Source organism: Pseudomonas sp. NPDC088368, from assembly GCF_044753445.1.
GTDB lineage: Bacteria > Pseudomonadota > Gammaproteobacteria > Pseudomonadales > Pseudomonadaceae > Aquipseudomonas > Aquipseudomonas bambusae.
Genome location: NZ_JBIVNG010000001.1, coordinates 210,837 through 225,881 on the forward strand (window position 1 = coordinate 210,837; position 15,045 = coordinate 225,881).

The 15,045-nt window shown below is 62.4% G+C and carries 9 protein-coding genes; 4 read left to right on the forward strand and 5 right to left on the reverse strand.

Translation table 11 applies throughout. The features are described from left to right. Positions 1-58 precede the first annotated feature (58 nt). The gene (locus ACIQAL_RS00890) at positions 59-1,432 is read left to right on the forward strand and encodes a multicopper oxidase family protein (RefSeq protein ID WP_401141441.1); all 1,374 of its coding nucleotides are present in this window, start codon (positions 59-61) and stop codon (positions 1,430-1,432) included. After that, positions 1,432-1,914, forward strand: a complete 483-nt coding sequence (gene tadA / locus ACIQAL_RS00895) for a tRNA adenosine(34) deaminase TadA (RefSeq protein WP_401141443.1) — start codon at positions 1,432-1,434, stop codon at positions 1,912-1,914. Before ACIQAL_RS00890 ends, tadA begins: the two co-directional genes overlap by 1 nt. Before the next feature lie 755 nt (positions 1,915-2,669). Here tadA and mltF read toward each other — a convergent pair. Beyond that, positions 2,670-4,130: a membrane-bound lytic murein transglycosylase MltF gene (gene mltF, locus ACIQAL_RS00900; protein WP_401141446.1), complete on the reverse strand. Its 1,461-nt coding sequence runs from the start codon at positions 4,128-4,130 to the stop codon at positions 2,670-2,672. A gap of 213 nt (positions 4,131-4,343) precedes the next feature. Between mltF and purL the strand changes: the two genes are divergently transcribed. After that, a complete protein-coding gene (gene purL, locus ACIQAL_RS00905; protein WP_401141448.1) occupies positions 4,344-8,243 on the forward strand; it encodes a phosphoribosylformylglycinamidine synthase in 3,900 nt (1,299 codons plus the stop codon). Between the two features lie 6 nt (positions 8,244-8,249). Then, entirely contained in the window at positions 8,250-8,561 is a 312-nt protein-coding gene (locus tag ACIQAL_RS00910) for an NGG1p interacting factor NIF3 (RefSeq protein ID WP_401141450.1), read from the forward strand. A 73-nt stretch (positions 8,562-8,634) separates the two neighbouring features. Here ACIQAL_RS00910 and nagE read toward each other — a convergent pair whose 3' ends face one another. From nagE to nagA, 4 genes are read right to left on the reverse strand one after another with little or no spacing between them, the layout of a single operon-like run. Beyond that, the gene (gene nagE / locus ACIQAL_RS00915; RefSeq protein ID WP_401141453.1) at positions 8,635-10,320 is read right to left on the reverse strand and encodes an N-acetylglucosamine-specific PTS transporter subunit IIBC; all 1,686 of its coding nucleotides are present in this window, start codon (positions 10,318-10,320) and stop codon (positions 8,635-8,637) included. A gap of 33 nt (positions 10,321-10,353) precedes the next feature. After that, positions 10,354-12,891, reverse strand: coding sequence for a phosphoenolpyruvate--protein phosphotransferase (gene ptsP, locus ACIQAL_RS00920; protein ID WP_401141455.1), 2,538 nt, complete (start codon positions 12,889-12,891; stop codon positions 10,354-10,356). 39 nt (positions 12,892-12,930) lie between these two features. After that, on the reverse strand, positions 12,931-13,941 hold the full coding sequence (locus ACIQAL_RS00925; protein ID WP_401142366.1) for an SIS domain-containing protein: 1,011 nt from the start codon (positions 13,939-13,941) through the stop codon (positions 12,931-12,933). Beyond that, complete coding sequence (gene nagA / locus ACIQAL_RS00930) at positions 13,934-15,040, reverse strand: N-acetylglucosamine-6-phosphate deacetylase (protein ID WP_401141458.1); 1,107 nt, start codon at positions 15,038-15,040, stop codon at positions 13,934-13,936. Before nagA ends, ACIQAL_RS00925 begins: the two co-directional genes overlap by 8 nt. Between the last annotated feature and the right edge of the window lie 5 nt (positions 15,041-15,045).

Here is a 15,045-nt window from a genome sequence, read left to right on the forward strand (position 1 = left end):
CGCATAGGCCCGCGTTCGCGGCGTTGTTCTGTTTCTCGTTTCAAGAGGTTTCGTGCTGATGTCTTTCACTCGTCGACAAATTCTTGGAGGTCTCGCCGGTCTGGCCGTGGTGGGGCTGGGCGCGGGTGGGGCTTCGCGGTACTGGCTCGGTAAGCGCGGGCCGGGAGAAGGTCACGACTTTGAGCTGATCGCGGCACCGCTGGATGTGGAGTTGGTGGCCGGGCATCAGACTCCAGCATGGGCTTTCGGCGGCTCGGCCCCGGGCACCGAACTGCGGGTTCGTCAGGGCGAGTGGCTGCGGGTGCGCTTCATCAATCAGTTGCCGGTCGAGACGACCATTCATTGGCACGGGATTCGTCTGCCGCTCGAAATGGACGGTGTGCCGTACGTCTCGCAACTTCCAGTCAAACCGGGCGAATACTTCGACTATGAATTCCGAGTCCCGGACGCGGGCAGCTATTGGTATCACCCCCACGTCAGCAGCAGCGAAGAATTGGGGCGCGGTCTGGTGGGACCACTGATCGTCGAGGAGCGTGAGCCGACCGGTTTTCTGCATGAGCGCACGGTCAGTCTGAAAAGCTGGCACGTGGACGAGCAGGGGGCTTTCACGGAATTCAGCGTGACCCGCGAAGCCGCGCGGGAAGGCACGGCCGGGCGGCTGTCGACGATCAATGGGGTGCCTCAGGGTGTGATCGAACTGCCTGCCGGGCAGATCACCCGCGTGCGCATTCTTAATCTCGACAACACCGTGACCTACCGCCTGAACCTGCCGGACGCCGACGCGATGATCTACGCGCTGGACGGCAATCCGGTCAAACCGCGCCCGCTGGGCAAGGATTACTGGCTGGGGCCGGGCATGCGGATTTGTCTGGGGATCAAGGCGCCTGCTGCTGGCGAGGAGCTATCATTGCGCAATGGGCCGGTTCGTCTGGGGACGTTCCGTTCTGTGGCAAATAACGATGCGCCGGGCAGTTGGCCGCCGGAACTGCCTGCCAACCCGGTGACGGAACCGGACCTGGCGAACGCGGAGAAGCTCAACTTCAATTTCGAATGGGCGGGCGCCGTGTCGGTCAACGTCGAGAACGGTAAGCCGCCGAGCCTGTGGCAGATCAACGGCCAGGCCTGGGACATCACCGACAAGACCTGCGCCGATCGCCCCATCGCCAAGTTGGAAAAGGGCAAGAGCTACATCTTCGAGTTGAAGAACATGACCCAGTACCAGCACCCCATTCATTTGCACGGCATGAGCTTCAAGGTCATCGCCTCCAATCGCAAGGAAGTGATCCCGTATTTCACCGACACCTATCTGTTAGGCCGAAACGAGCGCGCACGGGTCGCGCTGGTAGCGGATAATCCCGGCGTGTGGATGTTCCACTGCCATGTGATCGATCACATGGAAACCGGTCTTATGGCAGCTATCGAGGTTTCGTAATGCGGCAGCCGCAAATCATTGATCGCAGCCGCGATCAGCATTTCATGCGCGAAGCACTGGCGCTGGCCGCTGAAGGGGCGATGCTGGGCGAGGTGCCGGTGGGCGCGGTGGTGGTTCACGATGGCGTCATCATTGGCCGAGGCTTCAACTGCCCGATCAGCGGCAGCGACCCCAGCGCTCACGCCGAAATGGTCGCCATTCGCGCAGCCGCCCAAGCGCAGAGTAACTATCGCCTGCCCGGTAGCACGCTGTACGTCACGCTTGAGCCGTGCAGTATGTGCGCGGGTTTGATCGTGCACTCGCGCATCACCCGCGTGGTCTACGGCGCGACCGAGCCGAAAGCTGGGGTGGTGCAGAGCCAGGGACAGTTCTTCACCCAGCCGTTCCTCAACCACCGGGTGCTGTTCGAAGGCGGGTTGCTGGCGGAGGAGTGCGGGACGATGCTGAGTGAGTTTTTCAGGATGAGGCGGCTTAAGGGCTGAGTCAGATTATGATCGAGCCCCAGTTCACTTTTTGCGGTGTCGTCGGGAGTTCTGCCTAACGGCAGAAGCGTTTCGACTTCGTCGAGTTACTTGGAAAAACACCCCAAGTAACCAAGGGTGCTTGCTCCTGGTTGGGGTCTGACTTCGTCAGACTTCCCTCACTCCGGCGATGCTCCGTGGGCCCGGCGTGAACGGGCCATCCATGGCCCACACGCCTCTCGCCGCATCCATGCGGCTCGACCCACTCCACATCGCCTGCGTTCGGCCTGCACCCAAGTCGCGACTGGCGGCGTCTGTGCCATTGCGCATCAAGATCAAAAACAGATCAAAAGCACGATACCGACTCTGTAGCAGTCCGGCTTGCCGGCGGCAGCGATCTCACGGGCCCCACCGCCGGCAAGCCGGACTGCTACGTAAAGGTGTGGTGTTCTTGAACGCAAATCGTGCAGACGCCACAAATTGCGACTTTTCCCGGCCGGAGCACGGGTTTCGTGGAGTGGGTCGAGCGGCATGGATGCCGCGAGAGCCGCATCGGGCCATGGATGGCCCGTTTGCGGCGGGCCCACGGAACGGAACCTGTGCGCAGGGAACCCGACGAAGTCGGGCCGGGAAGGGAGCGTAGGCACTTGGTTACTTGGTGCTTTCAAGTAACTCGACGAAGTCGAAACAGATCTGGCGTTAGCCAGAGCAAAATGCATCTGCGCGACGTCTGGATCTAAACCTGTATCTCGAAATCGATACCAAACGAAAAAACGCTAAAGCGGTGCTTTGTCTTCCGGCGGCTTGGTCTTGTCCACGCCCGGCACATGCAATGCACCTTCGGCGACCTGACTGCCTTCCAGCTGAGGCTGCGTCACCCAGGTCAAAATGTCGTAATACCGACGGATGTTGGCCACGAAACTCACCGGCTCGCCCCCTCGGGCATAGCCATAACGCGTCTTGCTGTACCACTTTTTCTGCGACAGACGCGGCAGCATCTTCTTCACATCCAGCCACTTGTTCGGGTTCAGCCCCTCGTTTTCTGCCAGCTTGCGCGCATCGTCGAGGTGTCCGGTGCCGATGTTGTAGGAGGCCAGCGCCAGCCACGTACGATCCGGCTCCTGAATCGTGTCATCCAGTTGTTCTTTCACGTAGGCAAAATACTTGGCGCCGCCCTGAATGCTCTGCTTCGCGTCCAGCCGATTGGAAACCCCCATCGCCTGCGCCGTGCTTTGCGTCAGCATCATCAGCCCACGCACGCCGGTCTTGGACGTCACGGCCGGTTGCCACAGGGATTCCTGATAACCAATGGCCGCCAGCAGACGCCAATCCACCTGCTCCGCTTTCGCGGCGGACTGGAAGTGTTTCTCGTACTTGGGCAAGCGTTCCTGCAAATGCTGGGCGAAGGTGTAGGCGCCCACGTAGCCGAGAACGTCCACATGCCCGTAATAGCGGTCTTTGAGCCGCTGGAGCATGCCGTTCTTCTGCATTTTGTCGAGGAAGGTGTTGATCTCGTTCAGCAGGCTGTTGTCATCGCCCAACGCCACGGCCCAACGCTGGTCGCGGCCATCGCCGAGGTCAAACGCCACGCGCACGTTCGGGAAATACACCTGATTCATCGCCAGTTCGTTGGAATCCACGAGGGTCAGGTCGATCTGACCCTCATCCACCATGCGCAGCAGGTCGACGACCTCGACTTGATCGGACTCTTCGTAATTGATGCCCGGATATTTGATTTTCAGTGCGGCGAGTTGCTCGGCGTGGCTGCTGCCCTTCAGCACGAGGATTTTCTTGCCCACCAGATCGCCGGGATCGGTCGGACGGTTCTGGCCGTTGCGGTAAATGACTTGAGGGGTGACTTCGAGGTACGAATGGGAGAAGCGCACCTGTTTGGCGCGATTTTCGGTGCTGACCAGACCGGCTGCCGCCAACACAGGCCCACCGGGTTTATTCATTTGGTCGAACAGGTCGTCAAGGTTGTCGGCCGTTTCGATCTTCAGTTCGACCCCCAGATCGTCGGCGAAACGCTTGACCAGTTCGTACTCGAAACCGGTTTCACCGTTGCGATCCTGGAAATACGTCGCGGGGCTGTTGCGGGTGACGACGCGCAGGACGCCATCCTCCTTGACTCGTTCCAGTGTGTTGGGTTTCTCAACACACGCGCCGAGCAGCAGGAAGATTCCGGTTGCGATGAGCCACTTGGCACAGCGTGGGCGGAGATCTGATGGGGAAAACATCGGTGCAGTATACGCAAAGCGCGCTGACCGCCATATCTCGACAGCGAGAGCGGCGTCTGATAGAGCAAAGGTTTTTTCCGCTATTGGTGTAAGAAACCGTCTCGCACCGACATTCGGGCAGCTGTAACCCTTCGTTTCGGGTGCCGAAAGGTCGTGTTTAGGCTAGAATGCACGGCCTCAAAGCACACCCCCTTCCCCGAGGCTGTCCCGACGATGTTGATCTTGCGTGGTGCTCCCGCCCTTTCCGCCTTCCGCCACAAGAAATTACTTGAGCAGCTGAACGATAAAGTTCCGGCTGTCAGTGGCCTGTACGCTGAATTCGCCCACTTCGCTGAGGTTGCCGGCGTTCTGACCGAGGAAGAGCAACACGTCCTCGCGCGACTGTTGAAATACGGCCCGAGCGTGCCGGTTCAAGAGCCTCGCGGTCGCCTGTTTCTGGTGTTGCCGCGTTTCGGCACCATTTCGCCGTGGTCGAGCAAGGCCACCGACATTGCCCGCAATTGCAGCCTGACCAAGATCCAGCGCATCGAGCGCGGTACTGCCTTTTATGTAGAAGGCCAGTTCAGCGACGCCGATGCACAGCTCATCGCCGACGCGCTTCACGACCGTATGACCCAGTTGGTGTTGGGTGGTCTGGAAGAAGCCGCCGGGCTGTTCAGCCACGCCGAGCCGAAGCCGCTGACCGCTGTTGACGTCTTGGGTGGCGGTCGCGCCGCGCTGGAAAAGGCCAACGTCGAGCTGGGCCTGGCCCTCGCGGAAGACGAAATCGATTACCTGGTCAACGCGTTCGTGGGCCTCAAGCGCAACCCGCACGACATCGAACTGATGATGTTCGCCCAGGCGAACTCCGAGCACTGCCGCCACAAGATCTTCAACGCCAGTTGGGACATCGACGGCCAGAGTCAGGAAAAAAGCCTGTTCGGCATGATCAAGAACACCTACCAGATGCACAACGAAGGCGTTCTGTCCGCTTATAAGGACAACGCCTCGGTGATCGTCGGCTCGGTGGCCGGCCGCTTCTTCCCGAACCCTGAAACCCGCCAATACGGCGCGGTGCAGGAGCCGGTGCACATTCTGATGAAGGTCGAGACCCACAACCACCCGACTGCGATTGCCCCGTTCCCGGGCGCGTCCACCGGTTCCGGTGGCGAGATTCGCGACGAAGGTGCGACCGGCCGTGGCGCCAAGCCAAAGGCAGGCCTGACCGGCTTCACCGTGTCCAACCTGAATATTCCGGGTTTCGAGCAGCCGTGGGAAAAGCCGTACGGCAAGCCTGAGCGCATCGTCACCCCTCTGGACATCATGATTGAAGGCCCGCTGGGCGGCGCGGCGTTCAACAACGAATTCGGCCGTCCGGCTCTGACCGGCTACTTCCGTACCTTCGAGCAGTCCATCAATACCCCGCACGGCGAAGAAGTCCGTGGCTACCACAAGCCGATCATGTTGGCGGGTGGCATGGGCAACATCCGTGAAGACCACGTGCAGAAGGGCGAAATCACGGTCGGCGCCAAGCTGATCGTGCTGGGCGGCCCGGCCATGCTGATCGGTCTGGGCGGCGGTGCTGCGTCCTCCATGGCCACCGGCACCAGCTCGGCGGACCTGGACTTTGCCTCGGTTCAGCGTGAAAACCCTGAAATGGAGCGTCGTTGCCAGGAAGTCATCGACCGTTGCTGGCAGCTGGGCGACCAGAACCCGATCGCCTTCATCCATGACGTCGGCGCGGGCGGTCTGTCCAACGCCTTCCCTGAGCTGGTCAACGACGGTGGCCGTGGCGGTCGCTTCGAACTGCGCAACGTGCCGAACGACGAGCCGGGCATGGCCCCGCTGGAAATCTGGAGCAACGAGTCCCAGGAACGTTACGTCCTGGCCGTCAGCGCACCGGATTTCGAACGTTTCAAAGCGATCTGTGAACGTGAGCGTTGCCCGTTTGCGGTCGTCGGTGAAGCCACCGAAGAGCCACAACTGACCGTCACCGACAGCCACTTCGGCAACAGCCCGGTGGACATGCCGCTGGAAGTGCTGCTGGGCAAGGCCCCGCGCATGCACCGTTCGGCCAGCCGCGAAGAAGAGCTGGGCGATGATTTCGACCCGAGCACCCTCGATCTCGAAGAAAGCGTGCAGCGCGTGCTGCATCACCCGGCCGTGGCGAGCAAGAACTTCCTGATCACCATCGGCGACCGCAGCATCACCGGCATGGTCAACCGCGATCAGATGGTCGGCCCGTGGCAGGTGCCTGTGGCTGATGTGGCCGTGACTGCCACCAGCTTCGACGTCTACACCGGCGAATCGATGGCCATGGGCGAGCGCACGCCGCTGGCACTGCTGGACGCCCCGGCGTCCGGTCGCATGGCGATTGGCGAAACCCTGACCAACATCGCGGCTTCCAGCATCGCGAAAATTTCCGACATCAAACTGTCGGCCAACTGGATGTCCGCAGCCGGTCACCCCGGTGAAGACGCCCGTTTGTACGACACCGTAAAAGCGGTCGGCATGGAGCTGTGCCCTGAGCTGGGCATCACCATTCCGGTGGGCAAGGACTCGATGTCCATGAAGACCCGCTGGAGCGACGAAGGCACGGAAAAAACCGTCACTTCACCGCTGTCGCTGATCGTCACCGGTTTCGCGCCGGTCACGGATATTCGCAAGACCCTGACACCGCAACTGCGCATGGACAAGGGTGAAACGGACCTGATCCTGATCGACCTGGGCCGTGGCCAGAACCGCATGGGTGCGTCGATTCTCGCGCAGACCCACGGCAAGCTGGGCAGCGCCGCACCGGATGTCGATGACGCTGAAGACCTCAAGGCGTTTTTCGCCGTGATTCAGGGCCTCAACGCCGACGGCCACCTGCTGGCCTACCACGACCGCTCGGACGGTGGCCTGATGACCACCGCGCTGGAAATGGCATTTGCCGGCCACTGTGGTCTGAACCTGGAACTCGACACCCTCACCAGCAAGCGTGAAAAAATCGCGGCCATCCTCTTCAACGAAGAGCTGGGTGCGGTCATTCAGGTGCGTCAGGACGCGACCCCGGTCGTGCTGGCACAGTTCAGCGCTGCAGGCCTGGGCGAAGACTGCGTCGCGGTGATCGGCAAGCCGGTCAACAACAGCGAAGTGGCCATCAGCCTCAACGGCGAAGAGCTGTTCAAGGGCGATCGCCGTCTGCTGCAACGTCAGTGGAGCGAAACCAGCTACCAGATCCAGCGCCTGCGCGACAACGCCGACTGCGCCGATCAGGAATTCGACGCGCTGCTGGAAGAAGACAACCCGGGCCTGAGCGTCAAGCTGGGCTACGACGTCAACGACGACATCGCTGCGCCTTACATCAAGAAAGGCGTGCGCCCACAAGTGGCGGTCCTGCGTGAGCAGGGCGTGAACGGCCAGGTGGAAATGGCCGCCGCGTTCGACCGCGCCGGTTTCGCCTCGGTCGACGTGCACATGAGCGACATTCTCGCGGGCCGCGTTGACCTGAATGAGTTCAAAGGTCTGGTGGCGTGCGGCGGCTTCTCTTACGGCGACGTCCTCGGCGCCGGTGAAGGCTGGGCCAAGTCCGCGCTGTTCAACAGCCGTGCACGTGACGCGTTCCAGGGCTTCTTCGAACGTAACGACAGCTTCGCGCTGGGCGTCTGCAACGGCTGCCAGATGATGTCCAACCTGAGCGAACTGATTCCGGGCAGCGAGTTCTGGCCGCATTTCGTGCGCAACCGCTCCGAGCAATTCGAAGGGCGTGTGGCGATGGTCGAAGTTCAGAAATCAGCGTCGATCTTCCTGCAAGGCATGGCCGGTTCGCGCATGCCGATCGCCATTGCCCACGGCGAAGGCCATGCGGAATTCAAATCGGCTGACGCGCTGCTCGAAACCGACGTCTCCGGCACCGTGGCGATGCGCTTCGTCGACAACCACGGCAAAGTCACCGAAACCTACCCGGCCAACCCGAACGGCTCGCCGCGCGGGATCACCGGCCTGACCACCCGCGACGGTCGCGTCACCATCATGATGCCGCACCCGGAGCGCGTGTTCCGCGCCGTGACGAACTCGTGGCGTCCGGATGAGTGGACCGAAGACGGTGCGTGGATGCGTATGTTCCGCAACGCTCGCGTCTGGGTGAATTGATAAGGGATGTACAAGCTCGCCTTCTTCGTACCGCCGAGCCATGTGGAAGAGGTCAAGAGTGCGTTGTTCGCCGCCGGCGCGGGGCGAATTGGCGCTTATGACAGCTGCTCATGGCAGGTGCTGGGTCAAGGCCAGTTTCGCCCGTTGGACGGCAGTCAGCCGTTCATCGGGCAAACCGGCGAGATCGAGCGGGTGGAAGAGTGGAAGGTCGAGCTTGTCGTCGCTGATGAGTTGATTCAGCGGGCGGTGGCTGCTCTCAAAAACAGCCACCCCTACGAAACCCCGGCCTATGATGTGTGGAAGCTGGCGGATTTCTGAGACATCATGGGGTCTGATTCTGCGCGCAGGGCTCCCACGCCCTCCGGGCAGAATCAAAAGCGGACTTTGCGTTTCAACCAGATTTCACCATCCCCCGCACCGCGTCGCTCAACCCCTGCGCACCATCCCCCACCAACACATGCCACACGCCGTTCCCCAGGTTTCGCACCCCTTGCGAGCCCAACGCTTCCAGTTGGCCCGCTGCCAACGACTGGCCTTCCTTTAATTGCACCCGCAGCCGAGTGAGCGCTACACATTCCACGTCCGCGATGCCTTTGCCGCCCAGCGCCTTGAACCATTGTGCCGCCTGCGTGACATCAACCGTTTGACGAGCTACGGCGACAACCGGCTCCCCAGCCACCGGCATCTTGGCTGCATGGGGGAGGGCGTTGCGCAGCTCGTCCGCCAAGCCATCGGCCATTGGCCCGACCACCACTTGCAGACTCCCCGCATTCCCCGGCCGCACCACCGCCATCGCGCCCAGCGCTTTCAACTCGCTATCCTGCGCTTTGCTGCGATCCACCAGTTGCAGGCGCAGGCGCGTGGTGCAGGCATCGATCCCAAGCAGATTGTCCGCACCGCCCAATGCGTTGATGTACGCACCGGCCCGGTCGCTTTGCGCCACTTGAGCAGTATTGGCGACGACCTGTTCACGCCCAGGCGTTTTGAGGTTGAAGCGCTTGATGCACTGATCGAACACCACGTAATAGATCAGCGCGTACGCCAACCCCAGGGGGAACACCAACCAGCCGTTGGTGGACTTGCCCCAGCCGAGGGCCATGTCGATGGCGCCACCGGAGAAAGTGAAGCCCAAGTGAATGTTGAGCATGTTCGCCAGCGCCATCGACAAACCGGTCAGCAACGCGTGCAGCACGTACAGCATCGGCGCGAGGAACATGAAGGCGAATTCGATCGGCTCGGTCACGCCGGTCAAGGCCGACGTCAGCGCCATCGACAGCAGAATCCCGCCGATCAGCTTGCGGTTTTCCGGCAGCGCATTGCGGTACATCGCCAGGCAGGCCGCTGGCAGACCGAAGATCATCATCGGGAACATACCGGTCATGAACTGGCCCGCATGGGGATCGCCTGCGAAATAGCGCGCCAGATCGCCGGTCACGGCGCGCCCGGTTTCCGGGTCGGTGAAGCTGCCGAACACGAACCACACCAAGTTGTTCAGGATGTGATGCAGGCCGGTGACGATCAAAATCCGGTTCATCACGCCGAAGAAAAACGCCCCGATGCTGCCGCTTTCCAGCATTAACTGGCCGAGGGTGTTGATGCCCTGTTGCACCGGTGGCCAGATCAGACCGAACACTAACCCCAGCACCACTGCCGACAACCCCGTGACGATCGGCACGAACCGGCGTCCGCCAAAAAAGGCCAAATACTCGGGCAGGTGAATCTCTTTGAAGCGGTTGTACATCGCGCCGCCGAGCAGGCCCGCGATGATCCCGGCGAGCATGCCCATGTCGATGTGGGGGTCGAGCACCTTGAGCGTCGAGGTCATGACCAGATAGCCAATCGCACCCGCCAGACCCGCCGTGCCGTTGTTGTCACGGGCAAAGCCCACGGCAATGCCGATGGCGAAGATCAGCGCCAGGTTGCTGAAAATCGCGTTGCCCGCCGAGTGAATGATCGCGATGTCCAGCAGGTCGGTGTCGCCCAGGCGCAGCAACAGCCCGGCAATCGGCAGAATCGCGATAGGCAGCATCAACGCGCGCCCCAGTCGCTGCAATCCTTCAATGAAGTGTTGGTACATGACGTCTCTCCTTGAGGTGATCGTTCTTGTTATTCAGGCGATGGCTTGTGGCTTCAGGACTTGCGTTTGAAACGTGCGGCAGGCGTCCCGCACGTCCTCGGCGCTGGTCAGGTTCATCAAGTGCTGAGCCAGCGCTTCGCATTGGCGGACGTCCAGCTCGCGAATCTGTGCCTTGATTTCCGGGACCTGCGGAGGGCTCACCGACAATTCGCGCACTCCCAGCCCGATCAACGCCGCTGTCGCCAGAGGGTCGGACGCCAGCGCGCCACACACGCCCACCCAGCGGCCTTTGTCTTGGGCAGCGGCGCAGGTCATGGCGATCAAGCGAAGGAGGGCGGGGTGCAGCGCATCGACGCGAGCGGCCAGCCCCGCGTGATCACGGTCCATGGCCAACGTGTATTGGGACAAATCGTTGGTGCCGATGGACAGAAAGTCCGCGTGTTCGGCCAGTTGCCCGGCGAGCAATGCAGCGGACGGCACCTCAATCATCACCCCCAACTCAGGGCGCTCGCTGATACCGGCCTCCGAAGCCAGCGCGTCGATGCGCGCACGAACCGCCCGCAGCTCGCCAACTTCGCTGATCATCGGTAGCAGAATGCGGCAGCGCGCCAACGGTTTGATCCGCAGCAAGGCGCGTAACTGTTGATCCAGCAGTTCAGGGCGCGCCTGACCTAGACGAATCCCGCGCAAGCCGAGTACGGGGTTGGCCTCGGCGGGGAGGGGCAAATATTCCAGTTGCTTGTCACCGCCAACGTCGATGGTGCGGATGATCACCGGTTTCTCGGGCATGGCATCGAGTACCGATTGATAGGCCGACAACTGTTCGTCCTCAGTGGGCGCAGTGCTGCGATCCACAAACAGAAACTCGGTGCGCAACAGGCCCACGCCATCGGCGCCATTGAGCTGCGCGTTTTCAGCGTCGGCACGGGATGCGACGTTGGCGGCAACCTCAATGCCGACGCCATCCTGCGTTTGGGCAGGAAGGTGCGCCTGTTGCTGCTGGCGCTGGCGTTGTTCGAAGCGCTGTGTGCGAAGGGTCTGAATGTCCTGTAGGCGAGCGGCGTCGGGCTTGAGTTCCAGCCGCCCGTTGTCGGCATCCAGCGCCACGTCTTTATCGATTGCGACGTCGAGCAGCGCCGACCCCAGTGCGACCAGACACGGCACGCCTTTGCTACGGGCGAGGATGGCGACGTGGGACGTGGCGCCGCCTTCCGCCATGCAAATCCCGCCGACGCCGCGTTGCACCAGCATCAACAAATCGGAGGGCGTCAGTTCGCGGGCGATGACAATGGCGCCTGAGGGCACGGCCACATCGCGGGCGTCACCGAGCAGTGTGAGCAGCACGCGCTGGCGCAGGTCGCGCAGGTCGTTGGCGCGCTCGGCGAGGAGGGGATTGCCGAGATTTTCCAGTACCGCGCATTGGGCCAGCACAGCCTGGCTCCAGGCGTGGGCTGCGCTCTGGCCTTGATCGATGGCGTCATAGGCCGCGTCGAGCAGGGCCGGGTCTTCGAGCATCGCCAGGTGCGTGGCGAAAATCGCGCTCTGTTCGTGGTGTTGATGATCGAGAGAGGTGCTGACGTCGGCGCGAACTTGCGCCAGCCCTTCGCTGAGGATCTGGCGTTGCTCTTCAGGGCGATGGCCGCCGCGGTCTTCTTCCAGCTCAATCGTGTCGAGCCGGAACAACGGGCCGCTGGCCAGGCCGGGGGACGCCGTCACCCCCCGCAGTATGCCGTTTTCGAGGTCTACCTCATCGTTGCCGACGGGCGTGATCCGGGACACTGGCGCCTGAGGTTTTTCGTCCGGAGAGGGCGTGGACAGTGCCTTGAGCAACGCCTGAAGCGCGACTTCGCTGTCATGCCCCAGACACACCACTTCCACCTCATCCTGCTCGGCAATCCCCAGCCCCATCAGGCCGGTAACGCTGTCGGTCGACGCGCTGGCCCCGGCGAAATGCAGCTCGGCGTGACTGGCGAACTGGCGGGCCGTCTGCCGTACCAGAGCAGCAGGGCGAGCGTGCAGCCCGCCGTTGTGGGCAACGCGGATCATGCCTCGGGCGTGCTTGGCCCGAATGTCTGAGTTTGGGGATATTTGCGTTTCGTGGGCCACACCCTCGACGATCAACAAGGGTTCTCCCACGTTCACCGGGCCAGCAGGCCGGGCAGGCGTCAGGCTGTACCGATCACCATTGAGCAGAATCAGCGGGCTGACCAGGCTGCGGCTTTCGCGGGCCACCTTGTCCAGATCGAAGCGCAGCAGCGGCTGACCCTCCTTCACCCGCTCGCCGTCTTTGACCAGCGCTTCGAACCCCTCGCCATTCAGCCCGACAGTGTCGATGCCCACGTGCAGCAGCCATTCGCTGCCGTTGTCCGCTCGCAGATTCACGGCATGGCGGGTGCGAGCGACGTTGATGACTACGCCCGCGAACGGCGCATGCAGCACCGCATCCAGAGGATCGATGGCAATGCCGACGCCCATGGTGCCCCCGGCGAACACCGGGTCGGGCACATGGCTCAGTTCCAGTACCGCTCCGCTGAACGGGGCGCTGAACGTCATTTGTTTATTGTTATGCATGACATCGTCCTTGCTGGCGTCGGTCGAGGCGGCGCGGAATCAGTGGGTTTTGGTGACTTTGCTCAGGTGGCGTGGCTGATCGGGATCGAGGCCTCGGGCTTCGGCCAGGCCCGCCGCCATCACGTAAAAACTCTGAATGGCGAGAATCGGGTCAAGGGCCGGGTGGTCGGCGCAGGTCAGGGTGAGGTCGCGTTCCGCCACGTCGTCGGGTGCGGCCAGCAACACCTTTGCACCGCGCTCGCGCATGTCGGCGGCCAAGGCAAGCAGGCTGGCCTGTTCGGCGCCTCGGGTGGCAAAGATCAGCAGCGGATAGTGATCGCCCACCAACGCCATCGGACCATGCCGCACTTCGGCGCTGCTGAAGGCTTCGGCCTGAATCCCCGAGGTCTCCTTAAACTTGAGCGCTGCTTCTTGAGCGATGGCGAAACCGGTGCCGCGACCGATGACCATGAGGCGCTCGCAATCGCGCAGCGCATCGATAGCGGCGGACCAGTCCTGACGCGCCGCCTCGTGCAAGCGTTCCGGCAGCGTTTTACTCGCCTTCAACAGCTGGGCGTCCTGCCGCCAATGGGCGACGAGGCGTGCACTGGCGCTCAGGGTAGCGATGAAGCTTTTGGTCGCTGCCACGCTTAGCTCAGGCCCCGCACTCAGCGGCAGCACGTATTGACAGGCTTGTTCGAGGGGTGAGCCCTCGGCGTTGACCATCGCAATGCTCAAGGCGCCGCGTTCACGCAACGCGCGCAGGCTGTTCACCAGATCCGGGCTTTGACCCGACTGCGAGAAGCCGATGACCGGCTGGTGTTCAACGCGCATGGGCGAGTCGTGCAAGGTCACCACCGACATCGGCAGCGACGCCACCGGCACGCCCACGTACTGCATGGTCAGGTAGGCGAAGTAGCTGGCGGCGTGATCGGAACTGCCCCGAGCCACCGACAGCACGACGTGGGGCGCGCACTGACGCAGGCGCTGCGCGAGGTCGATCAGATGGGGGTCGAGCACCGTCAACTGACGCTGCACCGCGTCCGCAGAGGCAAGGGCCTCATCAAGCATTTTCGAGTTCAAGGGTCTCTCCTTCGACCATCACGGCGGTGATTTTCAGATGGCGGTCCAGGTATACGGCGTCTGCCCAACTGCCGAGTTGCAGGCGGCCGCGCTCTTCGATGCCCAGGTAGTCCGCAGGAAATTGCGACAGGCGTTGTGAGGCTTCGGCCAACGGCAGGCCGATCTTCACCAGATTGCGCAGCGCCTGATCCATAGTCAGCGTACTGCCCGCGAGGGTCCCGTCGGGCAGGCGCACGCCGCCGAGGCATTTGGTGACGGTATGACTGCCGAGCTTGTATTCGCCGTCCGGCATGCCGGTGGCAGCGGTGGAATCGGTGACGCAATACAGGCAGGGGATCGAGCGCAACGCGACGCGAATGGCGCCGGGGTGCACGTGCAGCAAATCGGGGATCAGCTCGGCGTAACGCGTATGGGCCAGCGCTGCACCGACGATGCCGGGTTCGCGATGATGCAGCGGGCTCATGGCGTTATAGAGGTGGGTGAAGCTGGTCGCGCCGGCTTCAAGGGCCTTGACCCCTTCTTCGTAGCTGCCCAGCGTGTGGCCGATCTGCAGGCGCACCCCTTGGGACGCCAGAGCTTTGATCAGCTCGACATGCCCGGCGATTTCCGGCGCGATGGTGATGACCTTGATCGGCGCCAGACTCAGATAGTGCTCGACTTCGCTCAACAGCGCGGCATGGGCGTGGTTGGGTTGTGCGCCGAGTTTTCCCGGATTGATGTAGGGGCCTTCCAGATGCACGCCTAACACCCGGGCCGTTTCTGGCGCCCGATGCTGACAATACCCGCCCAACTGCTCCAGGATCTGACCGATCTCGGCGGCGGGGGCGGTCATAGTCGTGGCCAGCATCGACGTGGTGCCGAAACGCAGATGCGTGCGGGCGATGGTGGCGAACCCTTCGTTGCCTTCCATGATGTCGCTGCCCCCGCCACCGTGGACGTGCAAGTCAACGAATCCCGGCAGAACGTAAGGCAGATCGTTGTCCTGCGGGTCGCAGGGCGTGCCATCAATGCGCGTCACCCGGCCGTCGCGGTGCTGCAACTGACCGCGAATCCAGCCGTCGGGGGTGAGGATGTTGAACTCGGACATACAGG

Bases quoted from the DNA above. Each gene is read 5' to 3' on its own strand.
- ptsP (WP_401141455.1), bottom strand. From the start codon at position 12,891: ATGCATAACAATAAACAAATGACGTTCAGCGCCCCGTTCAGCGGAGCG.
- nagE (WP_401141453.1), bottom strand. From the start codon at position 10,320: ATGTACCAACACTTCATTGAAGGATTGCAGCGACTGGGGCGCGCGTTG.
- mltF (WP_401141446.1), bottom strand. From the start codon at position 4,130: ATGTTTTCCCCATCAGATCTCCGCCCACGCTGTGCCAAGTGGCTCATC.
- ACIQAL_RS00925 (WP_401142366.1), bottom strand. From the start codon at position 13,941: ATGCTTGATGAGGCCCTTGCCTCTGCGGACGCGGTGCAGCGTCAGTTG.
- purL (WP_401141448.1), top strand. From the start codon at position 4,344: ATGTTGATCTTGCGTGGTGCTCCCGCCCTTTCCGCCTTCCGCCACAAG.
- ACIQAL_RS00910 (WP_401141450.1), top strand. From the start codon at position 8,250: ATGTACAAGCTCGCCTTCTTCGTACCGCCGAGCCATGTGGAAGAGGTC.
- ACIQAL_RS00890 (WP_401141441.1), top strand. From the start codon at position 59: ATGTCTTTCACTCGTCGACAAATTCTTGGAGGTCTCGCCGGTCTGGCC.
- nagA (WP_401141458.1), bottom strand. From the start codon at position 15,040: ATGTCCGAGTTCAACATCCTCACCCCCGACGGCTGGATTCGCGGTCAG.
- tadA (WP_401141443.1), top strand. From the start codon at position 1,432: ATGCGGCAGCCGCAAATCATTGATCGCAGCCGCGATCAGCATTTCATG.